Below are 22,584 nucleotides of genomic sequence, written 5' to 3' on the forward strand. Positions count from 1 at the left end.
TTATTCCATATATCCGTCATTTGCAATAATTGCTTGAGCAATTTCCTGTTTTACTAAAAATATATTGGAATACCTTACTGGTAATGCCCGAATGTCATCCAGTTGTTCACCCTTGTCGTTATCACTTATAGTTAAAGAAGACAGAAGCATGATCGCATTGTTTTCAATTCGTTGATATGCTTCCTCACAAAATAAGTTCGCTAGCTTTTGCTTCAACTGCTGATTGCTATCGGCAGCCATCAGTTGCGTAGCGTTCATAACGTAGAATTCCTTAATAATATCGGCCATACTTCGTAGCGACATCTGTTCAAACTTTGTCTGATCGGAAACTTTAGAAAACGCATTCAAAATAATGTTTATTATTGTCGCTGCATGGCGAATAAATGGATGGGCGGCGTTTGTGTCGATAGCAAGCAAGTGCTCCTTTTTATTTTTCAAAAACGATTTCGCTATGGTTTGTCGATTGATTTCATTTGTTCCTTCAAAAATACGATTAATACGAGCATCACGATAAATTCGTTCTACTTCATATTCTTGCATATAACCATATCCACCATGAATCTGAACTGCTTCATCAATCACATAGTCTAATGTTTCAGAAGCTTGCACTTTATTGACCGAACAATCCATTGCATAGTTCGCCAGGTGGCTAACTACATTGTCTACATGGTTATCCAGAACATCTAATGTTCCGGCAGTATACGATGCAGAACTTTCTGCACCATAAATCGCTACTGCCATATTGGCTATTTTCTCCTGAATCATGCCAAACTCTACGACAGCTTGCTGAAATTGTTTCCGTTCTTTTCCATATTCAACAGCAATGGCCAATGCTTGCTTGGATGTTCCAATATTCGCAAAAGCCAGTTTTAGACGAGCAAGATTTAAAATGTTTAACGCAATTTTATGCCCTTTGCCAATATCTCCTAGAATTTGTTCGTCTGATAGGATAACATCTTCAAAGATAACGGTTGCTGTAGATGAACCTTTAATCCCAAGCTTTTTTTCCTCAGGACTAACGGAAACCCCGGGGGTATCCCTTTCAACAATAAACGCAGTTATTCCATCTATCGTATTAGCAAACACAACATATACATCAGCAATATGTGCATTGGTAATCCATTGTTTTTCTCCATTTAGTTTCCATGTTTTCGTTCCTTCTTTCTTCTTTGCTGTTGTTTTAGATGCTAGGGCATCGGAACCTGCATGTGGCTCTGTCAAAGCGTAAGCACCCACCCATTCACCAGATACTAATTTAGGTAAATAGGTTCGTTTTTGGCCTTCTGTCCCAAAATAAACAAAAGGTAATGTACCAACTCCTGTATGAATATTATAGGATACACTAAATGACCCGCCAAAACCCATTTTTTCAGCAATGTTACCTGCCATTCGTTTCCCCATGGAAAGTCCGCCATAATCTTCAGGAACATCTGCACCAAGCAGTCCAAGCTTACCGGTCTCACGAAAAAGTTGTTTTGCTAATGTATAATCATGTGCTTCAAGTTTATCCATATTGGGATTTACTTGTTGGGAAACAAATTTTTCAATAGTTTTTGTAATCAGTTGTTTTTCTTCTTGAAAATGATCGAGATTCAATATCTGTTTGAATACATCCTCATTTGGAAACATGGATTCTCGCTGAGATGCACTTACTTTCTCCATCTTCTCGCCCCCTTCAATCTTACAAATGCAAAATTCATGCCAACCCCTCACTACCTTTACGAAGCTATTTAATAACGCCGGCTTGGATTTGGTAATTTGTTATCTTGCCGCTGCGGACGGTCGCTTTCCGCGGGTAACGCTTCAGGCTCCTCCGGGATCTTCAGCTGTTGCTTTTCCCGCTGGAGTCAGCTGTCCTTCACTTCATCACGAGACAAATCAACAAATTGCCCCCCCATCCTCTTACTCCTTCGAGTGTGGTTAGTGATTATGCAACTCTACACATAAAGTGTTTAGCTGTCCATACAATTCCACATCCTATCTATAAACATTTTATTCCATACAAAATCACAGGATTCCTTAAAAGTATGCCTGTGATTGTACGTATTATATTTTTTTATAGCGTGATAATTTATTATATAGTGTTGAACGGGACATACCTAAAAGCTTAGCTGCTTGTGATTTATTTCCTTGTACTTTTCTTAGCGTACGTTCAATTAACTCTTGCTCCTCTTTGGAAGCTTCCTCTAATAATTCCTTTCTTCTTCCAAGATGATTATGGTGAGACGGGCTATAGGATTGCATTTCCTGAGAAGCAGTATTTGTTTGTTCAAGCTCGGGTAATTCATCAAATGTAATATGATCCCCATCTGTTAGGACAAACAATCGCTCCAATACATTCATTAGTTCACGTATATTCCCCGGCCAATGATATGTATGCATCATTTGCAGCAACTTCTGATCGATTGTTTTTTCTTTCACATCATAGGTTTTTGCTAACGCTTGTAATTTATGAGAAACAATAATAGGAATATCTTCTTTTCGATCTCGTAACGGCGGGATCGATAATGGAATGACATAAAGTCGATAAAACAAATCTTCACGAAATTCCCCTGTCCTGACCAGTTGCGGCAAATCCTTATTCGTAGCTGTAATTAATCGAAAATTAACAGGTGTCGATTGATGACCGCCTACCCGTTCCACTTTTTTCTCTTGAAGCACACGTAAGATTTTTGCCTGCATCGCTAGTGGCATATCGCCGATTTCATCTAAAAAAATCGTTCCGTTATGCGCTAATTCGAATTTACCTATTTTCCCGTCTTTATCAGCTCCTGTAAATGCTCCTTTAGCATAACCGAACAATTCGGATTCCATTAACCCATCTGGAATAGCGGCACAGTTGACACTGATAAAATTGCCATGTCTTGTACTGCAACCATAATGAATCGCCTTGGCAAATTGCTCTTTCCCGACCCCGCTTTCACCTGTTATTAATACGGCAGCTTGTGATTTAGCAGCTTTTCTTGCCATTTTTTTTGGTTCTGATATAACCGGACTCTCCCCGAGTATATCCTCAAATTTCACACATGCTTCTGGTTCATTAACAGTTTTATAAGCTATCGGGGACTGATTTTTTTGAACATCCAACTGTTCCATTCGTTGAATAACCTGATAAATTTCAGAAACACCTTCATAGACAAGAATTCCTGCTGCACCAATTATTTTATTATTTTCCCAAATTGGAATGCGATGTACAATTACATTTTGTCCTTGCAAATTATGAGGCTGACTACGCTCGGGAACACCGGTTTTCAAGACAACCGGTAACCGTGTATTATCGATAACGTTCACTGCATGCATGCCAACTGCTTTTCCTTTAGGAACGCCAGTATATCGACTGTACGCTTGATTAAATAGGCGAATAATTCCATTTTCATCTACCACCGTTAATCCTTCATAAGCTGTATCAAATACGAGCTGATACCATCTTAAGGATTCCTCTCTCTTGTCGAGCTCTTCGATCAAAAATCGCTGAAAGTACGTTAATTCCTTATCTGAAATCGAACCGATAAGTTTTTCATCTTCATTGATGATATATACTGGTACATCGGTCACTTGTCTCATCAGGATACGATCATTTAAAACTCGATAATTCAGGCTCATTATTCTTGTAACATCATCCATAACCGAGTGTTCTTGCAAGTAATTTACTACTTCATGTACACGAAAAACACCCATAATACTGCCATTATCTATAATTGGAAGTTCTGTTTGATTTTGTTCTGTGGCAATTTTCATGGCATCCTTAATCGTCATTGACTTTTGGATGGTTATAAGATTGGAATTCATCCACTTTTCTACCGTATGTATTACTTCTTCCACGCTAACCATCCTCCTATAATTAGATAAATTGAGCGGTTGTTCAATTTTTGTCCATTATACCCTGCAAATAAATGTAAGCCTTTTCATTTATGCGTGTAGAAACATGTGTTTTTTCTGAATTATAGCATTATTTTTTTGGATTCGCAAACGGACTTCTTCCATTCGAAACGAAATACATGATCTTATTTCATACGAGGCAAACTAAACTTAAAGGAGGGAATGACATGGCAAAAGGAAAAACAAAAACAAAAAATAAGAGTAAAGAAGAAATTAATGATATGAAAAATCAAAACAAATATAAACGCAATCGTCCTCCTGGTAATTAACACAGGTCAAAGCATCCACTGATAGCTCATCGTGGATGCTTTATCTATTTATAATAAGTAAAATCCGATACCCATGATGACATAAGCCGCTAGTAATACCAATCCTTCAAACCAATTGGAATCACCATCAACCGATATACGAATCATTAACAATACGGCTGTAACCATACTGATAAGCTCTGCCCACGTAAATACAAGTGGCATCGATGTCGTGAAAAAGAGAGACAAAAGGACGAGAACTGGTGCGACAAACATAGCTACTTGGAGGGTTGATCCAACTGCTATTTCAACTGCAACGTCCATTTTATTTTTATACGCCATAATTACAGCTGATCCATGCTCCGCAGCATTTCCTACAATTGCTACAATAATCACACCAATGAATAATTCTGTCCAACCAAACGTGTCACCTACGACTTCAAATGTATGAACCAGATTTTCAGACACATAAGCAACAGAAATGGTAGAAGCAGCTAAGACAATAATGGACTTTATTTTTCCCCATTCTGGAACTTCTTCTTCCTGTTTTTTTTCTACATCTTCATTATTGTTTGTATAGACACCTCGATGAGTCACAAGCTTAAACACAAGTGCAGCGATATATAAAAGAATTAAAATAATCGAAATACCGATACTTAAAATCATTGTATCTGTTTCATTCATGGATGCAGAAAATACTTCGGGAATAACAAATGCCACAACAACAGCAAAGATTAACAGACCTGAATTATGTCTAGCATCATATACATCGAAAGATTGGCGTTTATATTTCAACCCGCCAACAAAAAATGAAAGACCAGCAACAAGTAATAAGTTACCTAGTACAGACCCAGTAAGTGAGGCAAGGACAATTCCAATTAATCCCGCCTTTAATGAAAAAATTGAAATAATGAGTTCTACTGCATTTCCAAAAGTAGCATTCATTAATCCACCAATTCGTGGCCCCATTACGATTGCTAAACTTTCAGTTGCTCGGCCAATAAAACCAGCAAGGGCAATAATCGTTAGGCAGTAGATGGCAAACATGATGACTGCAGACCAATGCAGTAAGGATCCGATCACAGATAAAGGTAGCCCTATAATTACTAAAATAATGAAGATTTTATTCATCATTTCGCATCATCCCCTTTCAAAAATGTTATAGGGATAGGCTACCCAATTTGGATGGTTTTATTTCAATGTATATACTCCTTTTATTGATTCACCACATCTTCTTCCACATCATCATATCCCTCATCAAGATCCTGTGAACGGCGATCTTTCACAGTCAAAATAGCGACTAATGAGATAATTGCGGTTAAAATAATATAACAAGCGACCGGAATATAGGAATTATTAAATTGCATCAAAAGGTATGTAGCTACTAATGGAGCTGTTCCACCAGCTGCCGCTGCACCAATTTGATACCCTAATGAAATCCCTGTGTATCTTACTTTTGCTGAAAAAATCTCAGAAAACATGGTACCAAGAACTGCTGTAATTGGTGACCAAATCAGTCCAAGTCCCACGATCGTAGCAATTACTAAAAGCGCTACTGAATCTTGGTGGATTAGCCAGAAGTAAGGAAATGCATAGAGTATCATTAATATCGTTCCCCAAATATACAGTGGCTTTCGACCAATTTTATCCGATAATCTTCCCATAATTGGGATTAGTACCGTTGTAATGACGGTGGCAATCATTACTGCATTTAATATCGTTGTTTCACTAAATGCCAAGTTAGATGTGGCATAAGAGACAATAAAGGTACCGAAAATATAAAATGGGGCCGTTTCGACAACTTTTGCTCCGATGGCAATTAATACCTCGCGCCAATGAAATCGAAGGGTGTCTACAATTGGCAGTTTGGCAACATTGCCTTTTGCTTGGTTATTTCGGAAAGATGGGGTTTCATCAATTCCCTTACGAATCCATAAACCAAAAATAACTAGCAATGCACTAAGAATGAATGGAATTCGCCAGCCCCAAGCCATAAAGGCATCATCTGGCAATAACGACATAACAGAAAGGGCAAGCGTACCCATAACCATTCCAATCGTTACTCCCATCTGCGGCACACTGCCAAAAAGACCACGCTTTTCTTTTGGTGCATATTCTACAGCAAGTAAAAGTGCACCTCCCCATTCTCCACCAAGACCCAATCCTTGAATTAAGCGTAAGATGATAAGTAAAACAGGTGCCCATATTCCAATTGCTTCATATGTGGGAAGTATCCCCATCCCGAAGGTGGCAGCCCCCATTAGACTTAATGTTAGTACAAGCGTCTTCTTTCTTCCTATCTTATCACCAATATGACTAAAAATAATACCACCAAACGGACGAATAAAAAATGCTAGTGCAAATGTAGCAAAAGCATAAAGCGTACCAAAAGCAGGATCTTCACTAACAAAGAATAGTTGATTGAACACAAGTGCTGCTACTGTACCGTATAAAAAGTAATCAAACCACTCAATTGCACTTCCCACAACACTTGCAATCAGTACTCTCCTCATACCTTTATCCATGTTTTTTCCCCCATATTATTATCTATTATTCTTTTGACGCTCGGTAATGAAGTGGTTTTTTCTTACTTTGAATCGCTTTCATTAATAAAATGAAAAGATCTCCTCCTTTAACTAATAATTTAACCTCCATTTAAAATACGTGTATAAATTTAAATATAACTTAAATTTATACTAAGAATTATAAAATAATTCCGTTTATTATGTCAAATAATTTTTTGAAAAATCAAGCAAATGTTTTATACTTAAATGCTCGGAATTTAGGGGCCCTTATTACGTAAAAAGCCAAAAGCTTTACGCCTTTGGCTTTTTTGTAAATTAGAGGGAGTATTAAGATTGCAATTGACTTTATTAAACTCCCTCTTTTCTTGAATGATTAAAATCAATCATTTATGCGCTTTTCTATCTGCTTCCTATACCCATATACACTTCCAAGCAAATTAGCATGTTGGCGGAAATGACAGAATTTTATAGTAGGCTTTATGGTGGAGAGGTCAATTTTTGCTAAGATTGCATCCACCTTCTCATCAATTGCATCAATAAGATCCACTCGCTCACTTATTCCCCCACCGAGTAAGATAATCTCCGGATCATAAATATATTGTAAATTATAAATCCCAACTGCAAGTATGTGATAAAATTCTTCTAAAGCCTCGATGCAGATATTATCGCCGCTATCAGCCAATTGAAAGATCCTTTCCCCAGTTAATTCTTGAATATTACTTAATCCTTTTTGTTTGGCTACTTTTTTTACCAATGCTCGTGTAGATGCAACCCGGCTCCAGACATCATCATCCCCAGTTATGTTCGTATTAAGAAGCATATAACCAAACTCGCCACCATGGAGATTAGCTCCTTTATGGATGGTTCCATCCTTAATAACAGCTCCACCGATTCCGGTACCAATTACAACAACGAGTATATCCTTTTTTCCCTTCGCTGCTCCCTTCCATAATTCTGCATAAGCAGCACAATTCGCATCATTTTCCACATACACTGGTAAATTAAAACGCTCTGATAGCATTTCTTTTATATTCGGTCCATGTAAATAAGGCACTGCGCTGGAGCCATATACAATCCCATGATCAGAAACTGCCCCAGGGCTAGACACAGCTACACCCTTTATATTGATCTGCCGTTTTAAATAATGATCCATTACATCCATTAACGCTTCTATCGTAGAAGGGGTGTTTACTTTTTCCAGTTGTGATATTTCACCTTGATCATTAACAACACCCATTTTAATATAGGTTCCACCTATATCGATACTGAAGTAACTTTCCACTAAGTCCCCCTCCATTCCCTAGTATTACTTCACCATGTCATCATTGATTGCTTCAAAATTCCGCTCTTCTATTAAATTTTTAAACCAATAGGCTGATTTCTTTAGACGCCGATTACGATTAGCCTCTAAGTCTATTTCTACTAAACCATATCGGTTTTTAAAGGCATTCATTGGCGAAACATTATCAGAGAACGCCCACAACATATATCCTGTACAATTAACCCCTTGTACGATTGCTTTCATTAACCATTTGAGATGCTCACTTATGAATTCGATGCGATAATCATCTTGAATGATACCATCTTCATTTTTGAATCGTTCCTCGCCTTCTACCCCCATTCCGTTTTCTGCTACAAACCATTCGATATTTCCATATTCTTCTTTCATTCGAATTGCCATATCATACATAATTTGTGGGTATATTTCCCATCCTCGATAAGGATTCATTTTCTTCCCTGCCAATTCATGTTTTTCATAATAATATGCTGGATGAAATGGAATATGGTCATTCCAAGCAGTGGATCTAGCTTTCACGCGGTGTGGAAAATATAAGTTGATACCAACATAATCGATCGTATTCTCTTTTATCACTTGCAATTCCTCTTTTATATAGTCAAAGGTAACTCCATGCGCCTCCATTAACTCAAATAATTCAGCTGGATATTCTCCTTTTATTGAAGGATCTAAAAAAATGCGATTAAAGAACAAATCATACATTCTGGCTGCTTCTTGATCATGTCTTGCTGTTGATCGTGCATAGGTAACTTCTGGATTAAGGATAACGCCAATCTTTGCTCCATGGTTTTCTTTCAGTTTCAGCTGTTTAAATAACTTTACAGCTTTAGCTGTAGCCAAGACCTTATTGTAATTCCATTGCATCCATTTTTTTGTATTTTGTTCAAATGGCCAGCGGATTGCATCTAAATATACCCTAGTCTGTACCACAATCGGTTCATTGAAGGTGAACCAATGTTTTACACGATCACCGTAACGTGCAAATACCTTTTCCGCATACTTAATAAATAGATGAATCACATGTTTTGATTCCCAGCCTCCATATTTTTCTAACAAAATAGCCGGCAGTTCGTAATGCTCTAAACATATCATTGGCTCAATGTGATTAGCAATAAGTTCATCAATCATATTGTCGATATGCTTTGCATATGTTTCATCCACAACCGCATTCTCATAATCGATTAGAAAACGTGACCAATTAATTGATGTTCTGAAATGAGTTAGGCCTATTTCTTTCATGTAGCTGATATCTTCTTGATAACGATGATAGAAATCTGTAGCTATTCCTGGACCGTAACCATTGTGCCAAACATGCTTATTGTTCTTATACCAACTATCCAAATAAGAATCTTGAAAATCTTTTTTACCTGCCCACCCTTCTGTCTGCCATGCTGACATGGCAGCTCCTAATATAAAATCCGTTGGTAATTGCAAATTAATTGTTTCATTCATATTCATAGGCCTCCTTGTTTAGGATTCATCCGTATTTTTGCTTTGAGTGGCTAGCAGCTTTCGATAATTCGTTGGTGTGATGTCAGTAAAACGCTTAAAAACTTCAACGAAGTACTTGTATTCCTGAAAACCAACTTCTTTTGCAATTTCATGTATTCGATATGGTGTCTCTGCTAATAATTGCTTTGCTTTGTCCATACGTAATTGATTTACATATTCATTAAATGTTTTACCTGTTTGTTGTTTAAATAAGGAGCTAAAGTAATTTGGCGATATATTCATGACATTCGCTAATTCAATTACTTTAATATTCGATGTATAATAGGTTTGGATATAATTCTCGGCACGTTTAATGATCCAATCTGTCGTATTGACTTTTTGTACATTTACGCTGTTCATAACATTGTCTAGTGCGTAATTAAACTGTGTCTGAAGTATTGAATAAGAATTATGTTTTGCTAGGTTTATACTTTCTAATTGTTTGGGATGAAGTTGAGATACTTCTTTTTCAAAAAGGGACTTATAACGATAAATGACTTCCTCCATGATCTCCATACATGTTTCTACTACTTCATGCAAAAAGTACTCATTTGTTTGAAAATAAGTAAATAACGTATTGACTAGCTTCCTTACCTTATTACTATCTTGAAAGCAAGCAGATAACACTTCTTCAACGATCAATGATGGAAATTCCCTCTGCCCCTTACGTTCCGTCTGATAGCAGTAGATAGATTGATTATTCAAGGGTAGATATGGCAGCATATTTATTAGAATGGTATATTGTTGCTGTAGTTGTTGAAGCGGGATTATTCTGTCACTCCAAATGAATTTCATATCGTTTTGTATTAATGGATGAAGAATAGTCGTAAATAAATCAATCTTAAGATCATTCTCTTCAACGATAATACACGTTAACAACAAATTCTCATCTGTAAAGATGGAAACAGCCTGATACCCATTTTTTACTACTATGTCTTGAATCACATGTTTCCAATCTGTTTTTAAAGCATGTATATCATATTCAGTCAGTTGATTTGTTTTTTCCGCCCATTCATTCATTCTGCTTAAAACTGGATAGATTTTGACTTGGTGGTTGATAGAATTATCCATAGATTCAATGGTAAATTCATTAATTTGCTGATAAATCGTATTCATCAGCTCCATGTGTTGCAAAGCTGTTTTCTGTTCCTCGGTTTTCGACAGCGCTTGTGTCAGATTCACCACTTTTTTTATTAGCTCTTCTACATTCACCGGCTTTAATTGATAATCTTTTACTCCTAGCTTTATTGCTTTTTGTGCATAAGCAAATTCATCATAACCACTAATCATAATGATTTGCACAGACGGATATTGTTTATAAATCAACTCAGCTAGCTGTAAACCATCTATTTTTGGCATTTTCACATCTGTTACAATAATGTCAATATTCCCATGATCAATTATCTTTTCCATTGCTTCTTGACCATCATAAGCGACAGCTACTACATTCACATTATAATCTGACCAAGGGATGGTTTGACTCAACCCTCGACATATAATCGGTTCATCATCTACAATTAGTAAATTAAAAGACATGACCTTATTCACCTAGTTCTCTTTGAATATTTTTCACTCTTTCCATATCTATCAATGGAAGAACAATTTGAATAGATGCGCCCTGTGTCAGATTTGTTTTTTCTAAAGTAGCCGCTTTACCAAAGACGAGCTCTAGTCTTTCTTGTAAATTCCGAAGCGCATAACCATGTATACCTATTTTTTCTGGATTGGTAAATCCCCATCCGTTATCGATTACATTAATATAAAGCGAGTTGTATGACCGATAACCATGAATCCTAATGATCCCTTGTCTTGGCAAGTCTTTAAATCCATGTTTAATACTGTTTTCTACTAATGGTTGGAGTAACTGTTTCAGGACATAGTTATCTTTCACATCATCCTGTACATTAATATAAAATTGGAGACGATCTCCTAATCTACTTTGCTGTAGTTCTAAGTAATTTTTAATATAGTTGATCTCTTCTTTTAATTGAACCCATGGTTTTCCGTTATTTAACTTCATCCGAAAGATGGAAGAAAGCCGTTCAATTAGACGACTGGTTTCATAAGCATTCTCTAGCCTTGCTGTCCAGCGAATCATATCCAGGGTATTGTACAAAAAATGTGGATCAATTTGACTTTGAAGCGCTTTTAATTCAGAGTCCTTTTGTTTTATTTTTAACCTATATTCCACATTTATATGATTTTGAATGGTCTTTACCATTTTGTTAAAGTGCATACCTAGAATTCCAATTTCATCTCTTGATTGTACATCTACACTTGCAGTAAAATCTCCGTTACTCACTTGCCATGTTTGTCTCGTTAGCTCAATAATTCTTCGAATATTCGATCTATAAAATCCAACAAAAGCAACAGCCCCTAATAAAACCAAGAGAATGATCATATTTCGAATCGAATTGCGTACATGATATAGTTCTTGAACAACTTCTCCTTCATCAACCATGGCCACGGAATACCAGTTAGTGCCTTGTAATTCTTTTTTTACGACGAGATAATTACTATCTTTTGTTTCCAAACGATACGATGATGCTTTTCCTTTTGTTACCCACGTTGCAAGTTCTGTTTCGGGATATTGCTTCCCGACCAGAGATGGATCGGAATGCAGGACTACAGAACCTTCATTTGATAATACAAAATAACTCCATTTCGTTGATGAATCTTGGGATTCAATACTGCGATATAACTTCTCATGATCCAGGCGAATGCGAACCATACCTATTCGATTATTAATTTGGTTCAAATCGTTAATAGCCCGGGATACACTGATAACTTCTTTCTCTCCCTCCCATTCACTCGTTACATGGTAAGCATCACTCCAAAGTGGTGCTCCGCTTTTTTGAATGGCAGCTTTAGCTAATTCCTTCTCACCATTAAGAATGGGCTCGCCTAGATCTAAGATTGTTCCATCCTCCGCTTCTAGTAAAACGGATGAAACATAGGGTTTAGATATCATTTGAAATGTAAAATAGCCATTTATACCATCTACAGCATTTTTGTAAGCTAGTTGATGTGTTTCTGCTTCTGGTGTCATAAAAAATGTCCGAAACTCCTTATCATAAGTCATATAAGCAGTCATATTAGTAACTTCTTCTATAATAGCGGATAAATTTTGTTCATTCTTCTCTAGATTCCCAATAATATCCTCTTTTGCCTGGTCCTTCAGTGCAACAGAAGTCTGATAATAAATGATAAAACCAAATACAGTAGGCAGCGTGATTAACACGACAAACACTGTTATGAACTTCCGCTTTAATCCCCAATTCGGAATCATCATACATCATTCCTTGTCGTTTAATTCTTCTATTCTACCCTTTTACCGCTCCGGCTGTCATACCCTTAACAATTTCTTTTTCTAAAAACAGGTAGAATACAACGATTGGAATTAAAGACATGGTTAACCCCGCCATCTGTGCTCCATAATTGGTTGTGAATTGCCCAGCAAAACTAGCCAAACCTAAAGGTAATGTTTGAAATGCTGGATCATTAATTAAAACGAGGGCGAAAGAAAATTCATTCCAATTGTAAATAAAATTTAGAATTACCACGGTAGCTAACGCTGGACGAGACATTGGTAAAATAATCGACCAAAAAATGCGAAACACGCCACATCCATCCATAATTGCTGATTCTTCAATATCTTTAGGGAATGCTTTCATAAAACTCGTTAGTAAAAAGATCGTGATGGGTAGGTGAAACGCGATGTACGGAAAAAGCAGCGTTATCGGTGTATCTAATAAGCCCAAATCTCGCATCAATATAAACATTGGTACAAGCGTGGCGTGAATAGGAATTAACATACCAAAAATGAAGAATGTATATACTAACTTGCTCATTTTAAACGTAAATCGTGCTAAAAAGAAGGATGCAAGTGCTCCGAATAACACCGTAATTAGAGTAGCGGTAATACAAATGAAAATACTATTTCCAAATAGCACTCCTAGATTGGCTGTTTCCCATGCATTTACATAATTTTCTAAAACAAACGTATGTGGGAACCCTAATTGATTTGTTAAAAACTCTTGTTCCGATTTAAAAGAATTAATCATCATCCACAAAATCGGATATGCATTAACTAGTGCAAATAGAAAAAGAATCAGATAAATGGACGTCTTTTTTATACTCCTTCTTGGATATAATTTAAGCTTAGATCTATTCAATAACTCCATTAAGACGATACTCCTTTCTAAATCATCTTCTTTCCTAAGACTTTCGTGACAATAAAAATTAAGATTAGACTAAAAAAGAAGATAAAAACTGAAACGGCACTTCCATATCCGTAATTCAATTGACTAAAGGTCTCCTGGAACATATACAACGCCATCACATCTGTAGAATGGGAAGGCCCTCCATTGGTCATTACATAGATTAAATCAAAGGTTTTTAAACTACCGGATATACATAAAATGATAGCTACGATGATGGTATCCCAGATCATTGGAATTGTTATTTTCCAAGTCGTTGCCCATTCTGATGCACCGTCCATTTTCGCAGCTTCTATTACTTCATCTGGTACATTTTGTAAGGCTGCTAGAAAAATAATTAAATAGAGACCAACAAATTGCCAAATCACTGTGACCAAGACGGCAATCATTGCCCACTGTGGATCACCTAACCAATTCTGTGCCAACTCACGAAGTCCGATAGATTGTAATAACTGATTGATCATGCCATTTTTTGAATTATACATGAGGCTCCATGTTAGAGAAATAACTACCGTAGATAAGACAACCGGTAAAAACCCTATTGTTCGAAAAAACCTTACTCCCTTCAATTTGCGATTTAATAATAGAGCGATTAATAGTGCAATTGGAATTTGACCTAAGACGGAGGCAATTACGACATAGATGTTATTTTTTACAGAGTTCCAAAATAAGGAATCCTGAAATAATTCCTTAAAATTATCCAGCCCTACAAAAGTCATCTCAGAGAATCCATCCCACTGCATGAAAGAATAATAGAATGATTGAATAATAGGATAAATGGCAAATAGAATATAAAATAATAAAGCAGGTAACAATCCGATTATAATAATGCCTTTTTTACCAAGTAAATGCATATTCTTCTCGCCTCCTTCTCTGAAGAAGGGCTGCCAACTCAAGGCAACCCGAAAGTCATTTGCGCTTAATTTCCTTCTTCTAAAAGTGCTTGCATTTCTTTAGCCAACGCTTCGGGTGTTTTTTCATCCAACGTGATTGATTGCAACCCATTATTTATCATATCTGTTAGGTCAGGAGTAAGCGTTGCGTCATATACGGGTGCCAATCCATTTTGGGCAAACCGATTCGCTTTTTGAAATAAGCGAGGTACATCGTCATCCATTGGAATATCAGCCGGAACAATAATATTCGCTTGTGCTAATTGTTGATATAAATCTTCTGCATAAAAATATTTCAGAAAGGTAAAAGCGGCTTCTTTTTCTTCATCATTTAATTCACTGTTCAAGGCAATTCCACCTCCAGCTACTCCAGCTATCTTAGAAGGGTCTCCCTCACCACCTGCAAAACTAGGAAATGCAGCAACTCCGATGGAATCTGGATCGTCTACACCTTCTAAAATTGGTCCAATTGCCCAAGAACCAGCCAAATGCATCGCTGTTGTTCCATTAATAAATTCACTTCTTGCTTGAGCTTCATCTATCGTATTCATATCTTCGTTAAAAGCTTGTATTTCTGTTAACTCTTTAATTACTGTTAAGGCATTTATAAATTGATCGTTTTCAAATGTTTCTTCTTTACTTAATACATTCCCTAAGAAATCACTTCCTGTATAGCGATCAGCAATCGTTGAAATATAAATCGATTGCAGCGGCCAAACAGATTTGTTACCGAGTGAAATTGGTGTTTCTTTGTTATCATTTAACATACCAATTAATTTCTTTAGTTCTTCGTAAGTAGAAGGAAATTGTTCATAACCTGCTTCTTTTAATTTATCCTTATGATAAAATATGAGACTTGTCTCACTTATGTTAGATGGAATAGCATAATAATTACCATTAATTGCATAATCTTGTAAAATTTCATCCGGTATTATGTCTTTCCAATTATCTACTATAGAATTAAGTGGTAATAAAACTCCTCCTTCAGCTAACGGAGCTGTTCGAGCCCCAGGCCAAACTCTCATCATATCTGGTAGTTGTTTCCCAGCAGCTTGTGTACGGAGTTTTGTTTCATATTGATCATGCGGAATACTTTCCATCTTTATAGTAATATCTTCATGTTCCTCGTTAAACTGTTTGATAATGTCTTTATATACAGTATTTTCTGGACGATCCTCCGTCCAATCATTCCAAAGGGTTAACTCAATTCCTCCATTTCCCGAAGCCTCTTCTCCCCCGCTACAAGCTGCTATAAACATGAAAAACAACCCGACAGTTAAGCTTAATAACTTCTTCAATTTCCATACCTCCCTTTATTAAGCGCTTACATATATCTTAACAAGATAATAAAAGACGATATATCCTATAAATCTATAAAATTATCCGATTTTTTCAAATTATTATTCAATGAGGAAAGCTCAAAAATACCTCATAAAAAAAAGCCAAGCATGTAAGCCTTGGCTTTTAGAAATAGAACTAACCTTTATTTAAAGAATGAAAGATATAATAGATTACCGTACCTAAGATTAAGGAAATAAACAGCCCCATGATCGTAGCTTCAGATTCAAATGTGTTCCCCCTGATATTGATGGAATACAAGGAAAATTGAAACATCGTCGGACTTGAAGAAACAGAAGTAGAGCCCATTAACCGGATGATGAATGGAGCACTAAAAACAATCAAAACATATATGAAGACAAAGCTTATTCCCAATTTGAGTGACTTCCATAAGACGGGCATTGGCATTCCCCCTTTCTTTACTCAATTTATATCTAAAATATCCAATTCCTTTTCTCTCAGAAACCCATACACACTTCCGAGAAGATTGGCATGTTGTCGGAATGCACAAGTATTTATCATTGGCTTAACCGTAGAATCTTCAATTAATTCAATGATATGAGTAAGTTTTCCATCAATTCTGTCTACCAAATCGTTTCTTTCACTTATTCCCCCACCAATAAGAATAATCTCAGGATCATAAATATATTGTAAATTATAAATTCCGAGTGCAAGGGAATGATAAAATGCTTCTAAGGCTTCGATACATATAATGTCTCCCATATCGGCCATGTCAAAGATTGCCTCCCCTGTAAGGTCCGAGGCATCCAATTGTTTTTGTTGGGCAACCTTTTTTACTAAAGCTTTCGTAGAGGCAATTTGACTCCACGTTGCACCGTTCTCAGAAGTTTTTGTCGGAATTAACATATATCCAAATTCTCCACCATGCAAATTAGCCCCTCTATGAATCAAACCATCTTTGACAACTGCTCCTCCTATCCCAGTTCCAATGACAACGACAAGCACATCTTTTCTACCTTTGGCAGCGCCTTTCCATATCTCAGCATAAGCAGCACAATTTGCATCATTCTCCATATACACAGGCAAACCAATTCGTGCCTTCAGCATTTGCTTTATATTTGGTCCATGTAAATACGATACAGCACTAGCTCCTTGGATAAGCCCTTCATCAGTTACCGCACCAGGACAAGAAACTGTCAAAGCCAAGGTATCAGAGTTTTGTAAAATATACTGTTCAATTAAAAGGAATAGTTCTTCTAATGTCTTCGGTGTTTTCTCTTTATGATGTTTGAGAATTTCTCCAGACTCATTCACTATTCCTTTTTTAATATATGTACCACCAATATCCAAAGATATGTATTTATCCATCGATGGCCGCCCCCCCTGTTTCTTTTTTTTTCAACTATTATATCATTCAACTATTATAAAAATTGGATTTTTCAGAAATCAAAATCAACCTTTTGATGGTAATGAATTTCATATCATGACGTTAATCTTAGAAGGGAACATCAATGAATTTTATTTAGATGCAGCAAGAAGAAAAAGCCAAGCTTACGCATTGCAGCCCTTGGAATCGTATATCTTGGATGTTTAAACAGGATCGCTCTTTTGGAATAAGGAGAAAAATTTGCCTGAAGTTTAACCAGCCCATTAATCTTCTGTTGCTGGAAGTAATTGTTCCTCTAATACATATGCTTTTGCAGCTAGCGTTTCTTCCTCTTTTAATAATCGAAATAAACCTCTCATCACAAGTTCATCTGGTTTTGATTTTCTCGATTCTTCTGATATCCGATCCGTTACCTCAAAGTAGTAAGTAGCATTTCGAAGTTCATGAATCCTTTTATACAGCGCTTTCCACGCACGTTCTCTGTCCTGGAACGATGTAAATGCTCCGTCTCGGTCCATTCCTACAGAAAAAGGGCGCATCATCTCATCGTCTAAAAACGGCACACTGTTACCTTGGAGAAAATCCTTCGCTAGAATATCAATCTGTCTTACGATATGTTGACCAAGCCCCTCCGGAGGAAGCACATTTTCTGAAGAAATGATAAGTCCCATATACGATGTATAAATGGATTGTGTCATCCACATTAAATCCCATTTGTAAGGCAAGATACTTTCACCATATAAATCAATTAAATTCTGTTCCAGCCAGTTAAATAATCGCCCTCTCATCCGATGGTGTAATCCCTGAAGCTTCTCACTGTTTTGAGCTGACTCCCCACGGATATGCATTTTCATATACGATTTATACTCTAATATTCCTTCGAATTGAACTTGAAACTGTTTAGCAAAACGTTTATAAGGTGGTAAATTATTATCCAAGCCTACTACAAAAGCACGTTCAAATACAAGCTGTTGATAATGTTCGTATATCGATATAATTAGATCTTCTTTTGATGGGAAAAACGAGTATAGCGAACCTTTTGATACACCAACATTATCTGCGATTTGCTGCATCGATGTACGTGTGTATCCATATTCTGCGATCAATTCAACAGCTGCTTCTAATATTGCTTTTCTTTTATCCATCATGCTCACCTCAATGTCTTCTACCACTAGAATACACTACTTGTCCAGTAAAATGATAGTCACAAACAGGGACCAGCACCTCTTATAGCAGCATTCCCTCTTCACTTATGTTTACACTATATCTTTTTTTAATAAGTAAAAAATGAATGATTAAAACAAAAAATGACTATATAGTCATAAACATCTATACTTTATATTGCAATAAATATATGGTATAACTAATACCATGTTGACCAAACAGTCTAAAGATCAAAAAGGAGGCTGGCACATGCTGAAATGGATCTTAGAACGTTCGAAGCTCTTTATTATATTTATTGTGTTATTCGTCATTGTTGGAGCATTTACATTCATTCAACTTCCACAACGCGAAATTCCAGAAACACCTGTAAATATCGGTACCATCAACACTGTATACCCTGGTGCGACGGTGGACACAGTTGAACGGTCCATTACAAATCCTATTGAGTCTTCACTCCGATCAATTGATGGCATCGCTGAAGTAACTTCATCTTCTTCAGCTGGCTTTTCTAACATTGTTGTCGAAGTTGAAGAAGGAGAAAGCAAGAAAGAAGTATTTGGTGACGTCCGGCAGGCTGTATCGAGTTCTTCTGCTTCGTTTCCAGAGGAGGCACTGGAGCCAGAAGTTAACGAATCAACGTCAAAAATGCCAATCGTTTCCTATCACATTACAAGCGATAATCGCGATAACCTGCTCTCTCTTGGAGCGGAATTGAACCAATGGAAAGATGAAGTACAAGAATTATCAGGTGTTTCTGGTGTAACCATCAAAGGATTGCCTGAAGAACAAGTTTTGATTAAATTAAAGCAAGCTGAATTAAAAGAGGCTGGTTTGAACGTGACTGATGTCCAAAGTGCCATTAATAATGAGTACTATCCAACTCCTTTAGGAAAGCAGCAAATGAATGATGAAGTTGTCCAGCTCTCTGTTGAAAACTATGATTCGCTCGACCAGATGAATGAACTATTCGTTGGTAAAAACACAGAGGGGGATGCTGTCTATTTAGAAGACATTGCTAGTGTTGAAGTGAGTTCAAAGGAACTTGAAGATATGATTACATTTGAAGGTAACCCTTCTGTATCATTCACTGCTTATGTTAAGTCAGGAGAAGATATCCCAACCGTTGATGAGCGGGTAAGCGATAAAGTGGCTGAGCTTTCTGAAAACCTGCCTTCAAATGTCGAGCTCGTGTCGTATTATTCACAAGCATCTATTGTAACGGATATTTTTGATGGGCTATTCCTATCTCTTGCTATTTCTGTTTTAGCTGTGATTGTTGCTGCATCGCTTGGACTTTCTGGATCAGGTGCACTTGTAGTGGCACTTGCTGTTCCAATATCCGTTCTTACTGGTTTAATACCATTACCATTCACAGATGTTGACCTTAACCAAATTTCTGTTATTGGCTTAATTATTGCACTAGGAATTATCGTGGATGACTCTATCGTTATTAATGATAATATTCAACGTAGATATAAACTAGGTGATAAAGGACTAATTGGTACTACCACTGGGGTAAAAGAGATCTGGGTATCGATTGTAACCTCTTCCCTGGCAATTGTATTTACTTTCCTACCGCTGGTCTTCCTGTCAGGTGGAAATGGAGCATTTATACGCGCATTGCCAACCGTTCTTATTACTACAATTATCGCATCCACACTTGTTGCCCTAATATTTGTGCCAATTCTGCGTTATTTCTTAAATCGTTGGTCTAAGAAGCCGATGTCTGACGCACCAGGTCTTCTTGGAAAACCCTTAAATAAGCTTGCTGATGTTTATGCAGATAAACTCTTAAAGAAATTTTCAAAAAAACCGATGCTTGTCTCCATTCTTGGGCTTGTATTTACAACGGCCATCTTTGGATTGATTGTCTTAACACCATTTGAATTCTTCCCACCAGCTGATAAGGAAGAAGTAACCGTAGATATCACACTTCCAATTGGTACACCAATTGAAGAAACACATCATACGCTTCAAGACATTGAAAAAAGATTAAAAACAGATGACGGTGTGTATGAAACAGGTGTCTTCACAGGAACTGGGACTCCTGGTCTCTTTAATAGTTCATTGTCAAGCACTGGAGAAAATACCGGACAAATCGTAGCTAGAGTCGACAAAAAAAATCAAACAACCCAAGGGCTGATTGACGATTGGACAGATACACTCCGAAATGAATACCCTGATGCTGAGATTTTTATGGATACTATTCAGCAGGGACCTCCCGTAGGGGCTCCAGTAACAGTTACCGTCAGTGGGCCGGAAATCAACAAATTAATTGAACTGAGAGATAGACTTACGAAGGAAATAGAAGGGCTTGAAACAGATATTGTCGTAGATAATGTAGGTGATTTTGAACCTTCTATAGAATATGTACCTGATCGTGGTGCACTCGAAGATAATGGAATTACCGTCAATCAGGTTAGTCAGCAAATTCGACTTGCGACGGAAGGTATCCCATTAAAAGCATTCGATAATGGTGTCGTTGAACGTGATATGAATATTGTATTAGAAGGAAATGAAGGTAAGGTTGACCTTTCAAAACTTGAGGTTCCAGCAGCATCTACAGATGGAACACCTGAACTCATTTCTTTAGATGAGCTTGTCACAACAGAGGAAACGGAAAAGCTTCAGAAAATCCCTCACATTGATGGCGAACGCTCGATTACACTTCGTGCCTTCCCAGAAAACGAGGAGAATTATGAGGCAAACGTAACCGATATCGTTGAAAATCAACGTAATCAGCTTGAGAACGATGATTACAGCATCACAATAGGTGGAGAAAATGAAGCGCAAAGTGATTTCTTTGCCGAAATCACCGTACTCTTCATCATTGTACTGTTCCTAGTATACCTGTTAATTGCTTTTCAATTTAACTCACTTTCGTTACCGTTCCTCGTACTTGTTGCGGTTTACCTGGCAATCTCAGGTGCGATTCTTGGTTTATTCGTCACGCAAACACCAATTAGTTTCCTTGGTGTTATGGGGATGGTTTCACTTACTGGTATTGTAGTGAGAAACTCCATTGTGTTAATTGAATTTATTGAACAAGCGCTGAATAGAGGCATGAATGTGAAAGAAGCTGTGATTGAATCTGGACGCGTTCGCTTACGCCCGATTCTTCTAACCGCCATCACATCAATTGTTGCCCTGATTCCAGTTGCAGTAAGTGGAGATGCCCTCTTTACTCCACTTGCCATAACCATTATATCTGGTATCCTCTTCTCAGCAGTATTAACGCTGATTATGGTCCCAATGCTTTACCTTGTTTTCTATCGATTTAGAAGAAAGAAAACAACAAAAGAAGCATAAGCTATACGAGAAAAGAGATGGAGACAAAGGTATCTTAATCCTATAATAATCCGAACGACTCCACTTGAGTCCGTTCGGATTATTTGTTTTCTCATTTCTCATTGCTCCGTCAAAATACTCCGCTTTCCGCGGGCACGGCATCAGCTTCCTACCCCGGCAAGGGGTATGCCGATGTTGTCCGCAAAGGACACGTTTAGTCGTCCCTCATCAGAACACTTTCCTGCAGGGTCTATAGCGCGTGCTGTTCCCGCAAGAGTCTACGTATTTTGACTACACTTTTGTATCAGCGGTTATTTCATTCCTATTTACCCCTTCGGCTTTTAAGTTATTGTGTTCCGACTCTTGTTAGAATGAATTTTATAATATATTTTATTTTAGAATAAATGCGTTATATATAAGAACGTATAATTAGCCTAAATAACTCCCTGTATTCGTAGTGTGATTTCAGCTATGATTGCTGAACCTAAATAAGTTCCAACTAACACAAACATCCCAACAATGATCGTCTTCCAGCCTAATTTAACGAAATCTGCCCAGGAACGGCCGATTGAGATTCCTGCGTAAGCTAAGATTGGTGTTGTAATTGCCAGTAAGTTAACCTCCGAAGTCCAGGTAACAATTTGTTCTGATCCAGGGAAGCCAGGAATCGTTAAGATAAATGCTAACAAACCAATATAAGCAATGCTTGGAATTTTTTTAGAGGGAATGAGACGATGAATGATAAGACCTGCTAAACTAATTAACGCTAACGTAATTATTCCTGGAATTGCTTGAAGCGGCATAATATCATAGCCAATCCAATTACCAATAATAATCATTGCACCAATAATCACAAATAATAAAATCCATTCTTGGATATTTTTCAGCATGAC

Annotated in this window: 16 protein-coding genes; 1 reads left to right on the forward strand and 15 read right to left on the reverse strand. The window is 37.1% G+C overall.

The window, feature by feature from the left end; all coding sequences use genetic code 11:
- From JKP73_RS02500 to JKP73_RS02565, 14 genes are all read right to left on the reverse strand, one after another.
- Positions 1-1,662: an acyl-CoA dehydrogenase family protein gene (locus tag JKP73_RS02500; RefSeq protein ID WP_051739023.1), complete on the reverse strand. Its 1,662-nt coding sequence runs from the start codon at positions 1,660-1,662 to the stop codon at positions 1-3.
- Between the two features lie 384 nt (positions 1,663-2,046).
- The gene (locus JKP73_RS02505) at positions 2,047-3,831 is read right to left on the reverse strand and encodes a sigma 54-interacting transcriptional regulator (protein WP_160806683.1); all 1,785 of its coding nucleotides are present in this window, start codon (positions 3,829-3,831) and stop codon (positions 2,047-2,049) included.
- Between the two features lie 365 nt (positions 3,832-4,196).
- Complete coding sequence (gene cax, locus JKP73_RS02510; RefSeq protein ID WP_021289370.1) at positions 4,197-5,261, reverse strand: calcium/proton exchanger; 1,065 nt, start codon at positions 5,259-5,261, stop codon at positions 4,197-4,199.
- A gap of 80 nt (positions 5,262-5,341) precedes the next feature.
- Complete coding sequence (locus JKP73_RS02515) at positions 5,342-6,652, reverse strand: MFS transporter (RefSeq protein ID WP_021289371.1); 1,311 nt, start codon at positions 6,650-6,652, stop codon at positions 5,342-5,344.
- A 379-nt stretch (positions 6,653-7,031) separates the two neighbouring features.
- Entirely contained in the window at positions 7,032-7,934 is a 903-nt protein-coding gene (locus JKP73_RS02520; RefSeq protein ID WP_187370447.1) for an ROK family protein, read from the reverse strand.
- A 24-nt stretch (positions 7,935-7,958) separates the two neighbouring features.
- Positions 7,959-9,401 (reverse strand): glycoside hydrolase family 1 protein, encoded by a 1,443-nt coding sequence (locus JKP73_RS02525; protein WP_021289373.1) that lies wholly within the window; start codon positions 9,399-9,401, stop codon positions 7,959-7,961.
- Between the two features lie 18 nt (positions 9,402-9,419).
- On the reverse strand, positions 9,420-10,976 hold the full coding sequence (locus JKP73_RS02530) for a response regulator transcription factor (protein WP_200410852.1): 1,557 nt from the start codon (positions 10,974-10,976) through the stop codon (positions 9,420-9,422).
- A 4-nt stretch (positions 10,977-10,980) separates the two neighbouring features.
- Positions 10,981-12,732: a cache domain-containing sensor histidine kinase gene (locus tag JKP73_RS02535; protein WP_234447039.1), complete on the reverse strand. Its 1,752-nt coding sequence runs from the start codon at positions 12,730-12,732 to the stop codon at positions 10,981-10,983.
- A 31-nt stretch (positions 12,733-12,763) separates the two neighbouring features.
- Positions 12,764-13,624 (reverse strand): carbohydrate ABC transporter permease, encoded by an 861-nt coding sequence (locus JKP73_RS02540; protein WP_188943020.1) that lies wholly within the window; start codon positions 13,622-13,624, stop codon positions 12,764-12,766.
- A 17-nt stretch (positions 13,625-13,641) separates the two neighbouring features.
- Positions 13,642-14,514, reverse strand: a complete 873-nt coding sequence (locus JKP73_RS02545) for a carbohydrate ABC transporter permease (protein ID WP_021289377.1) — start codon at positions 14,512-14,514, stop codon at positions 13,642-13,644.
- A 65-nt stretch (positions 14,515-14,579) separates the two neighbouring features.
- Positions 14,580-15,851, reverse strand: coding sequence for an extracellular solute-binding protein (locus JKP73_RS02550; RefSeq protein ID WP_021289378.1), 1,272 nt, complete (start codon positions 15,849-15,851; stop codon positions 14,580-14,582).
- A 178-nt stretch (positions 15,852-16,029) separates the two neighbouring features.
- Positions 16,030-16,293 (reverse strand): hypothetical protein, encoded by a 264-nt coding sequence (locus JKP73_RS02555; RefSeq protein WP_021289379.1) that lies wholly within the window; start codon positions 16,291-16,293, stop codon positions 16,030-16,032.
- A 21-nt stretch (positions 16,294-16,314) separates the two neighbouring features.
- Positions 16,315-17,220 carry an ROK family protein gene (locus JKP73_RS02560; protein WP_021289380.1) on the reverse strand — a complete coding sequence of 302 codons (906 nt, stop codon included), beginning with the start codon at positions 17,218-17,220 and terminating at the stop codon, positions 16,315-16,317.
- 282 nt (positions 17,221-17,502) lie between these two features.
- Entirely contained in the window at positions 17,503-18,387 is an 885-nt protein-coding gene (locus JKP73_RS02565) for a TetR/AcrR family transcriptional regulator (RefSeq protein WP_234447040.1), read from the reverse strand.
- Positions 18,388-18,652: 265 nt separating this feature from the next.
- Here JKP73_RS02565 and JKP73_RS02570 point away from each other — a divergent pair, with 265 nt between their 5' ends.
- A complete protein-coding gene (locus JKP73_RS02570; protein ID WP_200410853.1) occupies positions 18,653-21,712 on the forward strand; it encodes an efflux RND transporter permease subunit in 3,060 nt (1,019 codons plus the stop codon).
- 413 nt (positions 21,713-22,125) lie between these two features.
- Here JKP73_RS02570 and JKP73_RS02575 read toward each other — a convergent pair whose 3' ends face one another.
- The gene (locus JKP73_RS02575; protein ID WP_021289383.1) at positions 22,126-22,581 is read right to left on the reverse strand and encodes a hypothetical protein; all 456 of its coding nucleotides are present in this window, start codon (positions 22,579-22,581) and stop codon (positions 22,126-22,128) included.
- Between the last annotated feature and the right edge of the window lie 3 nt (positions 22,582-22,584).

The organism is Virgibacillus salexigens (assembly GCF_014905415.1).
Classification (GTDB): domain Bacteria; phylum Bacillota; class Bacilli; order Bacillales; family Amphibacillaceae; genus Virgibacillus; species Virgibacillus salexigens.

Bases quoted from the DNA above. Each gene is read 5' to 3' on its own strand.
- JKP73_RS02500 (WP_051739023.1), bottom strand. From the start codon at position 1,662: ATGGAGAAAGTAAGTGCATCTCAGCGAGAATCCATGTTTCCAAATGAG.
- JKP73_RS02505 (WP_160806683.1), bottom strand. From the start codon at position 3,831: ATGGTTAGCGTGGAAGAAGTAATACATACGGTAGAAAAGTGGATGAAT.
- cax (WP_021289370.1), bottom strand. From the start codon at position 5,261: ATGATGAATAAAATCTTCATTATTTTAGTAATTATAGGGCTACCTTTA.
- JKP73_RS02515 (WP_021289371.1), bottom strand. From the start codon at position 6,652: ATGGATAAAGGTATGAGGAGAGTACTGATTGCAAGTGTTGTGGGAAGT.
- JKP73_RS02525 (WP_021289373.1), bottom strand. From the start codon at position 9,401: ATGAATGAAACAATTAATTTGCAATTACCAACGGATTTTATATTAGGA.
- JKP73_RS02530 (WP_200410852.1), bottom strand. From the start codon at position 10,976: ATGTCTTTTAATTTACTAATTGTAGATGATGAACCGATTATATGTCGA.
- JKP73_RS02535 (WP_234447039.1), bottom strand. From the start codon at position 12,732: ATGATGATTCCGAATTGGGGATTAAAGCGGAAGTTCATAACAGTGTTT.
- JKP73_RS02540 (WP_188943020.1), bottom strand. From the start codon at position 13,624: ATGGAGTTATTGAATAGATCTAAGCTTAAATTATATCCAAGAAGGAGT.
- JKP73_RS02545 (WP_021289377.1), bottom strand. From the start codon at position 14,514: ATGCATTTACTTGGTAAAAAAGGCATTATTATAATCGGATTGTTACCT.
- JKP73_RS02555 (WP_021289379.1), bottom strand. From the start codon at position 16,293: ATGCCCGTCTTATGGAAGTCACTCAAATTGGGAATAAGCTTTGTCTTC.
- JKP73_RS02560 (WP_021289380.1), bottom strand. From the start codon at position 17,220: ATGGATAAATACATATCTTTGGATATTGGTGGTACATATATTAAAAAA.
- JKP73_RS02565 (WP_234447040.1), bottom strand. From the start codon at position 18,387: ATGATGGATAAAAGAAAAGCAATATTAGAAGCAGCTGTTGAATTGATC.
- JKP73_RS02570 (WP_200410853.1), top strand. From the start codon at position 18,653: ATGCTGAAATGGATCTTAGAACGTTCGAAGCTCTTTATTATATTTATT.
- JKP73_RS02575 (WP_021289383.1), bottom strand. From the start codon at position 22,581: ATGCTGAAAAATATCCAAGAATGGATTTTATTATTTGTGATTATTGGT.